General features: G+C 64.6%; 8 protein-coding genes. 3 read left to right on the forward strand and 5 right to left on the reverse strand.

The annotated features are described in order from the left end of the window. Positions 1-55 precede the first annotated feature (55 nt). Positions 56-2,731 (forward strand): TonB-dependent receptor, encoded by a 2,676-nt coding sequence (locus C8267_RS07715; RefSeq protein WP_106634270.1) that lies wholly within the window; start codon positions 56-58, stop codon positions 2,729-2,731. 68 nt (positions 2,732-2,799) lie between these two features. Further along, complete coding sequence (locus C8267_RS07720) at positions 2,800-4,035, forward strand: hypothetical protein (protein WP_106634271.1); 1,236 nt, start codon at positions 2,800-2,802, stop codon at positions 4,033-4,035. Between the two features lie 380 nt (positions 4,036-4,415). Here C8267_RS07720 and C8267_RS07725 read toward each other — a convergent pair whose 3' ends face one another. The 4 genes from C8267_RS07725 to C8267_RS07740 all read right to left on the reverse strand — a co-directional run bounded on the left by C8267_RS07725 (position 4,416) and on the right by C8267_RS07740 (position 11,124). Beyond that, a complete protein-coding gene (locus tag C8267_RS07725) occupies positions 4,416-4,973 on the reverse strand; it encodes a DUF4924 family protein (protein WP_087362485.1) in 558 nt (185 codons plus the stop codon). A gap of 240 nt (positions 4,974-5,213) precedes the next feature. Further along, positions 5,214-7,451, reverse strand: a complete 2,238-nt coding sequence (locus C8267_RS07730; protein ID WP_106634272.1) for an inorganic phosphate transporter — start codon at positions 7,449-7,451, stop codon at positions 5,214-5,216. A 168-nt stretch (positions 7,452-7,619) separates the two neighbouring features. Then, the gene (locus tag C8267_RS07735; protein WP_087362487.1) at positions 7,620-9,776 is read right to left on the reverse strand and encodes an elongation factor G; all 2,157 of its coding nucleotides are present in this window, start codon (positions 9,774-9,776) and stop codon (positions 7,620-7,622) included. Positions 9,777-10,257: 481 nt separating this feature from the next. Then, entirely contained in the window at positions 10,258-11,124 is an 867-nt protein-coding gene (locus C8267_RS07740; protein WP_087362488.1) for a helix-turn-helix domain-containing protein, read from the reverse strand. Positions 11,125-11,284: 160 nt separating this feature from the next. Between C8267_RS07740 and C8267_RS07745 the strand changes: the two genes are divergently transcribed. After that, positions 11,285-12,487 carry a multidrug effflux MFS transporter gene (locus tag C8267_RS07745; RefSeq protein ID WP_106634273.1) on the forward strand — a complete coding sequence of 401 codons (1,203 nt, stop codon included), beginning with the start codon at positions 11,285-11,287 and terminating at the stop codon, positions 12,485-12,487. Positions 12,488-12,748: 261 nt separating this feature from the next. On the opposite strand, the gene C8267_RS07750 is transcribed toward C8267_RS07745, so the two are convergent. Further along, positions 12,749-13,528, reverse strand: a complete 780-nt coding sequence (locus tag C8267_RS07750) for a phosphorylase (RefSeq protein ID WP_106634274.1) — start codon at positions 13,526-13,528, stop codon at positions 12,749-12,751. Positions 13,529-13,550: the final 22 nt, after the last annotated feature.

Raw genomic sequence — 13,550 nt, forward strand, 5'->3', positions numbered from 1 at the left:
TGCCGCTGCAACAAACTCTTCGGACTTTTGCATCCGGAAAAGAACTACTATGAGGATGCAGAAGAAAACCGCTATCGTACTTACCTTTGTCGCCCTGTTTTTCGCGGCCGTCCTCCAGGCTGCGCCGCTCCGGGGCCGCGTCATCGACCGCACGACCCGCGAACCGCTCATCGGAGCCACCATCCTGCTGAGCGGCACCACGCGCGGCACCACCTCCGACGCTTCGGGCGAATTCCAGCTCGAACTGCCCCGCGGCGAACACCGCCTCGAGATTTCCTACGTCTCCTACCTCCCCCAGCAGCTCGCCGTGCGCATTCCGGCGGGCGACGAGGTGCTGCTCGTCGAGCTCGAGCCCGATGCGCAGACCCTCACGGCCGTGACGGTGACCGCCCGCAAGAACCTCGAGTCGGAGCGCAGCCTCCAGACCGAGCGCATCGCCTCGAACGTCGCCATCGAGAACATGGGCGCCCGCGAGATGGAGCTCAAGGGTCTGGCCAACGTCAAGGAGGGCGTCAAGAAGATTTCGGGCATCTCCATCGCCTCGGCCGGACAGCTCATCGTCCGCGGCCTGGGCGACCGCTACAGCATCACCACGCTCAACGGCCAGCCCATCGCCTCGCCCAACCCCGACAACAAGCTCATTCCGCTCGACATATTCCCCGCCTCGGCCGTCCGCAACATCACCGTGAGCAAGGTCTACGAGGTGACCTCCTACGCCGACTACTCGGGTGCCCACATCGACATCGGGACGAAGGACCAGAACGGCGAGAACTTCTTCACGGCGGGCTTCTCGGTCGGCGGACGCTTCAACACGCTGGGACGCTCCTTCTACCGCATGGACCACCGCTCGCTCTTCACGCGCCCCGGGGTCGACGCGCGGGCGATGAGCTGCAGCCTTTCGGAGTACCGCGACTACGTCCGCACGAAGAACATCTTCGACACCGACTTCTCGGTTTCGCGCTCCACCTCGCTCCCCTCCTTCGGCGGCAACATCGCCTGGGGCCACAACTTCAAGGTGGGACGCCAGACGCTGAGCATCCTCGCCTCGGGCGGCATCGACAACGGCGCGCAGCGCATGGACGACGCCCAGACGCGTATCCTCGAGGGTACGGGCACCGTGACCGACGAGTATACCTACGACAGCTTCGCCTCGGAGCTCAAGATGGCGGCGCTGGCCAACGTGGGGATGACCCTGCGCGAGAGCGACCGCGTGGGCTACACCTTCTTCTATGCCCGCAACGCCGTCGACACCTACATGAGCCGCGAGGGTTTCGACGCCGAGGGGCACAACCTCGTGGGCAGCAACGACGTGCTCCACATCTACAAGCTGATGACCCATCAGCTCAACGGCCAGCACGACTTCGGCGAGCGGTGGCAGCTGCGCTGGAGCGGCTCCTACTCCTCGACCTCCTCGGACGAGCCCGACCGGCGCCAGGTGATGTTCCGCCGCCGCGACGACGGCTCGCTCACCCTCTTCAAGCTCAACCAGCAGGAGACGATGCGCTACTTCGGCGAGCTCGGCGAGCATGAGTGGAACGGCCACGTGGCGGCAGACTACCGCTTCGGCGCCCACAAGCTGACGGCCGGCGTCGCCTACAAGGACAAGTCGCGCGACTACCGCGGCACGCGCTTCTACTACGACCTCTCGGCGCTCGACCCCGAAATCGACGACATCTACGATACGAACGGCTACCTCTCGTTCGAGAATGTCCAGAACGGCTCGCTCACCATCAACCGCCAGCAGCAGCCCAAGGACAGCTACGAGGCGGGCAACCGGATTCTGGCCGGCTACCTCTCGCTGGACCTTCAGGCCACCGAGGCGCTGCTCATCAACGCCGGCGTGCGCTACGAGGTATCGAAACAGTGGGTCCGCTACTACGACGACCAGAGTCTGGCCAAGCGGCGCGACCTGGACAAGAACGACCTCTTCCCGGCGCTCAACCTCAAATATTCGCTCGGCGAGCGGCAGCAGCTGCGCCTCTCGCTCTCGCGGACCGTCACCCGCCCCTCGTTCATCGAGATGGCCCCGTTCCTCTACCAGGAGTCCTACGGCTCGATGCAGCTGCGCGGTAACGAGGCGCTGCAGAACGGCTACAACTACAACGTCGACCTGCGCTACGAGCTCTTCAACCGCGGGGGCGACATGCTCTCGGTGACGGGCTACTACAAGTTTCTCGACCAGCCCATCGAGCGGGTGCAGATGCTCTCGGGCGGCGCCGCGGTCCACACCTTCCGCAACGCCGACAACGGCATGGCGGCCGGCATCGAGGTCGAAATCCGCAAGGCGCTTCTGCCCGACCTGCGCATCGGCGTCAACGGCTCCTACATGTACACCAACGTCAAGCTGCCCGAAGGGGGCGCCTATACCAACAAGGAGCGCGCGCTGCAGGGCGCCTCGCCCTACCTCTTCAACGCCGACCTGACCTATGCCCCCGCGCTGAGCGGCGAGCGGCGCCTCTCGCTGGCCCTACTCTACAACCTGCAGGGGCCCCGCATCCATGCGGTCGGCATCTCGGGCCTTGGCGACGTTAAGCAGCGGACGATGCACACGCTCGACTTCGCCGCCTCGTACCGCTTCAACCGCCTCTTCGAGGTGAAGCTCCAGCTGGAGGACCTGCTCGACCAGTCCTACGTCTTCGACCAGGAGGTTCCCCAGGCCGGCACGACGGTCGAGGTGGAGCGCTACCGGCCGGGTCCGGGCTTCAAGGTGGGGCTCAGCATCCGCTTCTGAGCCTTCACGCCACACCACACGCAACAAACCACAGGGTATTATAAAATCACTAAAAACTTTTCGACAAGATGAAAACGAACTGGAAGATGATGAGCGCGGTCCTCGCGGCCGGTGCGATGCTCCTTGCAACCTCCTGCTCCGAGAGCAGCTCGGACGACGCAACGCCGGCACTCGGCGGTGAAATCGCCTCGGGGCAGACGCTCGTGGGCAACGTCACCTCGGATGCCTACCTGCTCAAGGACGGAACCTATAAACTGAGCGGCGGCCTGCACGTCAAGTCGGGCGCAACGCTCCACATCGCCGAAGGGGTCACCATCGAGGCCATCGACGATGCCGTGGTGGACTACATCCTCGTGGAGCAGGGCGGCAAAATCGACGCCCAGGGTACGGCTTCCAAGCCGATTGTGATGACCAGCGAGCTGAAGAAGCCCGGCGCCTGGGGCGGCATCCACATCTGCGGCCGCGCCCACACGAATGCCGGTGCCGGCGTCCTCTCGGAAATCGGCAACGCCCCCTACGGTGGCTCGGACGACGCCGACAACTCGGGTACGCTGCGCTACATCCGGCTCGAATATACCGGCTTCGCCTTCGACGAGGAGCATGAGGCCAACGGCGTCTCCTTCTACGGCGTGGGCAACGGCACGACGGTCGAGTACCTGCAGGCCTACAAGGGCTCGGACGACGGCTTCGAGTTCTTCGGCGGCTCGGTCGACGTGAAGCACATGGTATCGACCAGCTGCTCGGACGACTCGTTCGACTGGACCGAGGGCTGGAACGGCCGCGGCCAGTTCCTGGTGGCCTATCAGGAGGGCGAGTCGACGCTCGGCTACGAGTGCGACTGCCTGATGGAGTGCGACAACAACGGCACGAACTTCAGCGCCACGCCGGTGGCACACCCCGTGCTGGCCAACCTGACGCTCGTGGGCAACGGCTCGACGGAGAGCACGCACGGCATTCGTCTGCGCGCCGGTACGCAGGTCGAGCTCTGCAATGCCCTCATCACGGGCAAGCCGGGCTGCATCACGCTCGAGACCACCGAGACCGAGCAGGCACTCAAGGAGGGAACTTCGAAGCTCACCCACATCGCCATGAGTTCGGAGCTGGTATCCGAGAAGGGCATCTACACCAACAGCGACTTCGAGGCCGCAACGGACAACAGCACCGACTACACCCCGGCGCTGACCAACCACTACGTGGGTACGGTGGCCGGCGGCGAGGCTCCGTCGGAGAGCTTCTTCACGGCAGCCAACTACAAGGGCGCCGTACCGGCCGACAACGACTGGACGGCCGGCTGGACCCTCTGAGCGGACCGACTCCCTTCGGCCGGGGCTCGTCTGCGGCGATGAATGCGGACGGCGCCTCTGCCGGAACGGAAAAACCGGAACTTCCCCTGCGGAAGTTCCGGTTTTCTCGTTTTGTTGTGCCGGGGCGCGGCGGTCGGCGGCGCCTTTTCGGTGCGGGCGGTCGAAGTGACGGCGGTCGGAGCGTCGAAGTGGCTTTCGGTGCTTTCGGCTCGGGCGGCCCTGTTGCCCGGTTTTTGTGTCGGTGTGATTCGGCCCGGAGGAGGGGGCCGCTTCCGGTCGGGGAGCGCTTCGTGCGCGGCTCAGTTGCCCGGTTTTTGTGTCGGTGTGGTTCAGCCCGGAGGAGGGGGCCGTTTCCGGTCGGGGAGCGCTTCGAGCGCGGCTCAGTCGTTCTTGAAGAGGTCCACCTCGCCGGTTTCGACCTTGCGGTACATGTCGGCCAGCTCGGCGATGACGGGCGAGACGAATTCGAGCGTGTCGGTGACGGCCGACTTGCCCCCCTCGCCCTTGATGCGGTAGAGCATGGCGGCGTAGAGGGCGCGGAAGCAGAGCTCCGTGTCGCTCATGCCGGGGTTCCCTATAATCTGGCGCAGCCGCGGCAGTTCGGGCTCGAGCCGTGCGAAGGTGGTGCGGTAGTGGGCCCCCACGGGGAGCTTGAGCAGCTGGAGGTGGAGGTTGTGCATGTCGGCGATGAGGTGGAGCGTATGCTCCAGGTGGCCCTTCTCGTCCTTACCCTCCTGGTGGAGCAGATTGACGATGTCCATGTACCAGAGCAGGAAGAGGTGCTTCTTCTCCTCGGGGATGTCCTTGCGCGGCTCGACGAGCTGCGAGAAGATGGCCTCGGGGCTGAACTGCAGCGCGCGCAGCAGGTCCTCGAGCTGCCACAGATAGAGGATGTATTCGGCGATGTTTTCGCGCCGTTTGGCTTGTGCTATATCCATTGTTCCACTTTTTTCAACCGTCCCGGCTGCCCGGTCCGTTCCCCGGCCGCCCGGTTTGTTTCCCGACGGTGAGACGTTCCCCGGCCGCCCGGTTTGTTTCTCCGGCTGCCCGGTCCGTTCCCCGGCTGCCCGGCTCGTTTTTCGGTCGCAGGTCTGTTTCCCCGGCGGCCCGGTCCGTTTTCTGACCGTCCGGCTCCCCGGTCCTCCGGCTCCCCGGCCCTTCAGCCTCCCCCTGGTAGGTTACTTTTTCGAACTGACAATCCAGGTCGTGGGACCCGTGCGGTGCTTGAGGAAGTACTCCTGCGACTTGAGCAGGTTGCGCGACTGGAGCACCATGTTCTTCGTCTCGTTGAGAATCGTCAGATAGAGCATTGAGGCCTTGGTGTTCACCTTGGCTTCGTTGATGCGGCAGAGCTCCGACTTGATGGCCTCGGCGATGGACTCGAAGAGCTGGTCACGCAGCGTGAGCACCTCCTCGATATCCGAGAAGTCGCCCTCGCGCAGCATCTGGTTGATGCGGCGGTAGATTGACTCCACGTCGTCGTTGATGGACATCAGGTCCTTGGCCTGCGCCTTCGAGAGCCCCTCGTGGTTGTTGTCGATGTGCTCGAATGCCGGGCGCGTGATGTGCATCAGCGCCTTGGTCATCTCGTTGAGGTAGTCGACCACCTGGACGTAGTAGTGGGCCGTATTGACGTCGCCGCTCTGCAGCTGCTTGAGTGTGGGCAGCAGCGTGTACTTGCGTTCGCGCGACTGGTAGAAGAGGTCGTTCGACTCCTTGACCATGTTGCGCAGCTCCTTGCGGTTCTCCATCATCACGGCGATGAGCGTGCGGTCGTAGATTTTCGTGGCGCTCTCCATCGTGGTGCAGACCTCTTCGCGCAGGCTGTGGATGATGTCCTCGTTGGTGGCCTCCTTCCTGCTCTGCGTGGCGGTCTGCTTCTCCTTCTTGCGGAAGTTGCTGTGGTAGAGCATGTAGCCGCACAGCAGCGTGATGACCACGAAGGCCGTCGTGCCGCCGTAGACGAGCGCCAGCCCGACGATGAAGGCGATGAGGAATCCGCCGAGCGCCGTGACGAACCATCCTGCGACGACGGTCATCACGCCCGAGATGCGGTATACGGCACTCTCGCGGCCCCAGGCGCGGTCGGCCAGCGACGTTCCCATTGCCACCATGAAGCAGACGTAGGTGGTCGAGAGGGGGAGCTTGAGCGAGGTGGCCATGGCGATGAGCAGCGACGAGGTGGTGAGGTTCACCGTGGCGCGAATCATGTCGTAGGGGGCGCCGCTGTGTTCGGCGTCCTCGTATTCGAAGCGGCGCGAGATGGCGTCGCGGACGCGCTGCGGAATGACGCGCGCGATGCCGGCGTTGATGTTGAGCGCCGCGCGGACAATCGTGCGCGAGAAGAGCGACGAGCCGTACTGCTCGGAGCCCTCGTCGCCCTGTGCCGAGAGCGAGATTTCGGTCTCGGTGACGTGCATCGACTTCTTCGAGGTCCAGAGCGTGAGAATCATGATGGCGCCCGCGGCGAGCAGCACCAGGAAGTTTGCCGGGACGTTCTCGTTGAGCGCACCCATGAGCATCTGGCTGTCGCCGGCGTGGCGGGCGATGCTGTAGGCGTCGAATCCGGCCACGGGCACGCCGATGAAGTTGACCAGGTCGTTGCCGGCGAAGGCGAGCGCCAGCGAGAAGGTGCCGGCCAGAATCGTGATGCGCAGGATGTTGATTTTGAGCCGCTGGATGAAGAAGAGCAGCAGCGAGCAGCCCACCCAGCAGATAAACAGCGAGAGGAGCAGGTGCTGGTCGATGAAGCGGATGAAGGCGAGGCCTGCGAGCACCGTCTTGAGCCCCTTGAAGAGGGCGAAGTAGACGATGGCCGTCAGCGAGGCGCCGCACCAGAGCGAGCCGTAGCGGCGGAAGAGCGCCGTGTAGCGGAACGAGAAGATGGTGCGCGAGATGTACATCACCACCGTGCCGCAGGTGAAGGCGATGACCACCGAGAGCAGAATCGCCGAGACGATACCCATGGCCCGCGACGTGTTGATGAATTCGCCCAGTGCGGAGGTCCCCAGCGCCGGGTCGTTCGAGATTTTGTAGATGGAGACGGCGATGGCCGAGCCCAGCAGACAGAAAATCAGCGAAACGGTGGTCGAGGTGGGCAGACCCCACGAGTTGTAGAGGTCGAGCAGGATGACGTTGGCGAACATGACGCCCAGATAGAGGGTCATCACCTCCTGGAAGGTGAATCGTCCGGGGTCGAACATGCCGCTGCGGGCCACCTCCATCATGCCGCTCGAGGTGAGGACTCCGATGATGATGCCGACGGAGGCCACCGTGAGAATCGTTTTCATCGAGGCGGCTTTCGACCCGATGGCGGAGTTGAGGAAGTTGACGGCGTCGTTCGTCACGCCGACAAAGAGGCCGGAGACAGCGAGAATCCCGAGAATGACGATGATGACGGTGTAGATTTCGCTCATGAGAGGTCCTTGATTGTTTGGACAAAATTACGCCAAATTTTTCGCCGAAACGACCTCTTCATGGATTGTTAACGTTAACTTAACGCTCGGCCGGCTCAACGAAAAGAGCCGCGACGCTGGTGCATCGCGGCTCGTCGTTGCAGAGGCGGAGCAGGCTCCGCCGCAGGGTCAATCCTCGTCGGTGTCGGTGTAGGCCTTCAGCAGCTTCTCCTGCACGTCGGCGGGCACCTGTTCGTAGGAGGCGAACTTCATCGAGTAGGTTGCCGAACCCGACGTGAGCGACGAGAGCGAGGTCGAGTAGCGGTAGAGCTCGGCCAGAGGCACCGATGCGTTCAGGCGGTCGAAGCCCTTGTCGGACTCCATGCCCAGAATCATGGCGCGGCGGTTCTGCAGGTCGCTCATCACGGCGCCCATGTATTCGCTCGGCACGAGAATCTCGACGTTGTAGATGGGCTCCATGATTTTGGGCCCGGCGTTGCGGAAGGCCTCCTTGAAGGCGTTGCGCGCCGCCAGCTTGAACGAGATTTCGTTCGAGTCCACCGGGTGCATCTTGCCGTCGTAGATGACCACGCGGATGTCGCGGGCGTAGGAGCCCGTCAGCGGGCCCTCGTCCATCTTCTCCATGATACCCTTCAGGATGGCGGGCATGAAGCGCGCGTCGATGGCGCCGCCGACGATGGCCGAGTAGAACTGCAGCTTGCCGCCCCACGGGAGGTCGTACTCCTCCTTGGTCTTGACGTTGACGGTCATCTCGCCCTTGCCGGGAATCTTGTAGTTCTTCGGTTCGGGCATCCCCTCGTAGTAGGGTTCGATAATCATGTGCACCTCGCCGAACTGGCCCGCGCCGCCCGACTGCTTCTTGTGGCGGTAGTCGGCCTGGGCGACCTTGGTGATGGTCTCGCGGTAGGGGATGCGCGGCGCGATGTAGTCGTAGGCAATCTTGTTGTCGGCGGCGATGCGCGTGCGCAGGATGTTCAGATGGTGCTCGCCCTGACCCTGGACGATGGTCTGCTTGAGCTCCTTGGAGTACTCGACCAGGATGGTGGGGTCCTCGTACTTGGCGTCGGCGAGCAGCTTGCCGAGCTTCTCCTCGTCGGCCTGCTCCTTGCACTTCACGGCGGCGCGGTAGCGCGGCTCGGGGAAGACAATCGGCTCGACGGTGACGGGTGCGGCGGCTGCCGCGAGGGTGTCGTTCGTGCGCGTGCCCTTGAGCTTGACCGTGCAGCCGATGTCGCCGGCCGAGAGCTCGGTCACCTTGATGCGGTTCTTGCCCGCCACGGCGAAGAGCTGCGAGAGCTTCTCCTTGTTGCCCGTGCGGGTGTTGACGAGCTCGCACCCCTCGGTGAGCTTGCCGCGGATGACGCGGAAGTAGCTGATTTCACCGATGTGCTGCTCAATCTGGCTCTTGAAGACGAAGGCCACGGCGGGCTGTGTCTCGTCGGCGGCGAGCTCCTCGCCCTCGGTCGTGAGGAACTTGGGGGCCTTGAGCGGGCCGGGGGCCACGTTGATGATGAACTCCATCAGACGCTTCGTGCCGATGTCGTAGCGGCCCGAGGTGCAGAAGATGGGCATCACCTCGCGGCGGGCCAGACCAATCTTCAGACCCGAGCGGATGTCGTCCTGCGTGAGCGTACCCTTGTCGAAGTAGAGCTCCATGAGCGCCTCGTCGTGCTCGGCGGCCATCTCGACGAGCTCCTTGTTGAGCATCTGAGCCTTTTCGAGCTCCTCGGCCGGGATTTCGAGCTCCTCGCGGTGTCCGTCGTGGTCCTTGAAGCGGTACATCTTCATCAGCAGCACGTCGATGAAGGCGTTGAACTCGGGACCCTGGTTCACGGGATACTGTACGATGACGGGTTTCACGCGCGAGGCGGCCTTGATGGATTCGTAGGCGGCTTCGAAGTTGGCCTTGTCGGCATCGAGCTGGTTGATGACGCCGATGACGGGCTTCTTGAGGATGCGGGCGTAGCGGGCCTGGATTTCGCTGCCGACCTCCCAGCCGTTCTGGGCATTGAAGAGGAATACGCCGACGTCGCCCACCTTGAAGGCCGAAAAGAGGCTGCCGCAGAAGTCGTCCGACCCGGGGCAGTCGATGATGTTGAGCTTGCGCTCCATGAATTCCGTAAAGAGGATGGTGGAGTAAATCGAGCGTTTGTATTCGTGCTCGATGTCCGTATTGTCCGAGAGCGTGTTGTTCGTCTCGATACTACCCCTGCGGTCGATGACCTTACCCTCATAAGCCATCGCTTCGGCAAGGGTAGTTTTACCCGAGCCGGGCGCGCCGATGAGAACGATGTTCTTGATTTCCTTTGCTGAATAGTTTTTCATATCCCGTGAAAGTTTTAAGGTTGTTTTCGGTTGCTGCCGCGCCGTCGTGCGCCGGTCCTCGGGTGAAGGCTTCCGTGCGTATCGCTGCCCTCGGTTTCGCTGCCGTGCGATGCGGTCCGGGCGGAGGCGGTGCGGGGCTTCGGCGACCGGGAATGTCGTTTTAGCCGACTATAAATATACAAAAAAATCGGGATAACCAAATACCGTCGGCGAAAAAAGGGGCTCCGCGACGCCGGAAAAACCCCGGAAAAGCGCCGGAAAAGGGGTGGATGCGGGCCGAATACGGGGTCGAAGGAGGCGGAACGGACGGCGTGCAGCGTGGCGGCGTGCGGCGGAAGGAGCGGGGTGCGAAGGGCAGGGCGGAGTCGCGAAGGGCTTGGATGGGGCGGCCGGAACGCGACGGGTATCGGAAGGGAGTGACGGGGGCGAATGGGAACAGTGCGGGGCAGGGCGGGTCGTGGCCGCCTCGGCGCCCTCTCCGCTATTCCCCTTTTCTTCCGGTGCGGCGCACCGAGAGCGGCGCCGACCCCGTCATGCGACGGAAGAAGCGTGCGAAGAGCGACGGGGAGCCGAAGCCCAGCAGCTCGGCAATCTCCGTCACGCTCAGGTCGGTCGAGCGCAGCAGCACGTTGGCCTCGCGCAGGCGGAAGTTCGCAATCCAGTATCCGGGCGTGTGCTCCGTGGCGCGCGAGATGGCGCGGATGAGGTACTTCTCGGTGATGCAGAGCTCGGCGGCGTAGAACTTCGGGCTGTGCTGCTGGCGGAAGTTGCGGTGGAGCAGCGCAAAGAAGCCGTCGGCAATCTGTTCGCAGCGGGCGCCGCGCCGGCGCAGAGGCCGGTCGGCATAGAGGTGCGAGGTCTCGGCGACGAGGACGAACAACAGCGCCTCGACCACCTCGCGGCGCGAGGGGAAGCCGTCGCGGGCAAGCTGCATGCGCAGGAAGTCGAAGAGCTCGCTCAGGCTCCGCCACGCCTGACGGTCGGGCGCGATGCAGGGGCTCTGCTCCATCGCCTCGCTGACCGAGGCCCGGAGCAGGAAGGGCTGCCCGGCCAGAAAGTCGAACGAGAAGCTGAGCATCCGCAGCCGGAGCTCCGCCGTGTGCGACTCCACGCGGATGCGGCGCGAAGGGGTGAGGCAGAGCAGCTGCCCGCGCTCCAGCTCGTGGCCGATGCCGTCCACCTCGATGCGCATCGCGCCCTCCGTACAGAGCGCGATACGCAGCCCGTCGAAGCTGTCGCGCACGGTGCGTCCGCACGGAAAGAGCGCCTCGAAGGCGGCGGTCTCCTCCATGAGCGAACATTCGGCCGGCAGAATGGCGTTGCCGGGCTCTCTTTGTCTCTCGTTCATCGTCGCAGCGAGGGGGCATACTCCCCCTTTCGAGGACAAAGATAGCGAAAATCGGCCTCGAATGGCGAATAAAGGTGCGGAAAAAGTGAACCGATGCACGGCAACAAGCGCCAATGCGCGGGAACTTTGCGCCGTCGAAAATGAATCATAACGCGAATCGATGAAACAGAACGCTACCGCACCCACACTTCCCGGACCCGCCGTGCGCAACTCCGAGGCCTACCTGCTGGTGGTCATCGGGGTGGTATCGGCCTTCGGCCCCTTTCTGACGGACTTCTATCTTCCGGCGCTTCCGGCGCTGGCCCGCTGGTTCGAGGCTCCGGCCTCGCTCGTGCAGCTGAGCCTCACGGTGAGCATGGTGGGGCTGGCCGTCGGTCAGCTCCTCTTCGGCCCCCTGAGCGACAAGTACGGCCGCAAGGCGCCGCTGCTGGGTTCGATGGTGCTCTTCGTAGCCGCCACGGTGGCCTGCATCCTCTCGCGCCGCATCGAGACCTTCCTCCTCTTCCGTCTGGTGCAGGGATTCGCCGGTGCGGGGGGCGTGGTCATCTCCAAGTCGGTGGCTTCGGACCTCTATGAGGGGCCGGCACTGACGCGCTTCTTCGTGATGCTGGCCTCGGTCCAGGGGCTGGCGCCCATCCTGGCGCCGGTGCTGGGCGGCCTGCTGCTCGAATATACCGACTGGCGGGGCATCTTCGGCGTGCTGACGGGGCTGGGCGTGGCCGTCTGCCTTGCACTGGCCGCCTTCCATGAGTCGCTGCCCGCCGCCCGCCGCTCGACGGACGGCATCGTGGCCACCTTCGGCCACTACCGCCCCGTGCTGCGCAACCGACCCTTCCTTTCGTGCGTCGCCGTGCAGGCGCTGGCCATGGGGGTGATGTTCACCTACATCTCCTCGTCGCCCTTCCTCTTCCAGCAGCATTACGGCGTCTCGTCGCTCTCCTACAGCCTGCTCTTCGGCGCCAACGCCTTTGCCATCATGCTGGGCAGCTTTGCGGTGACCCGCTTCAGCGGAGCCCGGCGGGCGATGGTGGCCGGTGCGCGCGCCTTCGTGGCGCTCGGCGTGGTGACGGGCGCTGTGCTGGCAGCCGATGCGCCGGTGTGGTGCGTCGAGGCAGCCTTCTTCGCGCTGCTCTTCTGCATGGGGCTGGTGCTGCCCACCTCCACGTCGCTCGCGCTGGAGTTCGAACGGGCCAACTCGGGCATTGCCTCGGCGCTGATTGGCTGCTCGATGTTCCTCGTCGGCGGCATCGTCTCGCCGCTGACGGGCTTCGGACCGATGCAGTGGACCACGGCGCTGCTTATCGTGCTCTGCGCCGCCGGCACGCTGTTCTGCGCCCGCCGCGTCCCCGAGAGCCGCGCCTGATTGCGAAGCCGGCTGCCGGCAGTCGGCTCCGGCAGCTTTGGCCGCCCGTCGGCCCGGAATCGAAAAAACGCCTGCAAACCCTTGCGAGGGTCTGCAGGCGTTCTGCTTTTCTTCTGTCCTCTGCGGTCGCACCGCTCCGGTATCGGGGCCTCCCGTCGGGCGGCGCTCCGAGGCGCAGGGGCTGCCTCCGCTTCGGCTGTTCAGAACGGCCGCTCCCGGGCGGTATTGCTTCCGGTTTGTATTGCTCCGGGGCCTTCGTCGCTAAGCCTCGGGCGAAGGGGCCTCGGCGGGCGTCTGTTCGCCGAAGAGGCGCTGCAGCGTCCGGGCCAGCTGCTGCCCGGCCAGTTGCCGCTCCTGCTCGGTCGAGGTGCCGTCGCCCCGCTCGCCGACGATGACCCGAAGCTCCGACGCCTCGATGTCGAACGCCTCGGCCAGCGCGAAAAGGAGCGCTCCTTCGCGGCTTCCGACCTTGGGCAGCGGCTCCGTGTCGTCTGTACCGTCTGCACCGTCCGCATCGTCCGCACCGTCCGTGTCGTCCGTGTCGTCCGGCTCCTCGGTGCCATCTGTCTCGTCCTCCTCGTCCGCAACCTCGGTGCCGGCCGCCTTGTTCGGACCGTTCGGCTCCCCGGCCGCCGCCGCTTCGAAAGCCTCCGGCGGCGTTTGCTCCGCTTCGAAAGCCTCGGGTGCCGCCTCCTCGGCTCCGTATCCCTCCGTCGCCGCCTCTTCCGGTCCGGGCACCACACCGTCAGCCAGCGGCAGCCCCAGGTCGGGCCCCGTGGTCTGGTAGAGGTGCTCCTCGCAGCCCGTGCGGTCGCGGGCGGTGACCACCTCGACCACCGTTTCGGGGCTCAGCGTCCCGTCGTGGAGCTGTGCGAAGCCCGCCAGCACCAGGTGGTGGGGCCGTTTGGCGCGCACGGCGCGGACGATGCAGGCGGCCGTCTCGGCGGCCGAACCGCCGGCCACGAAGACCGGAGCCTTCGTGCCGGTGAGGATGAAGGCCTTGGCCTCCTCGATGGTGGGGAAGATGAAGATGCGTCTCATGGCCTGTGGGTGCTGCGGCTGT

Origin of the sequence: Alistipes sp. Marseille-P5061 (assembly GCF_900290115.1) — a bacterium.
GTDB lineage: Bacteria > Bacteroidota > Bacteroidia > Bacteroidales > Rikenellaceae > Alistipes > Alistipes excrementigallinarum.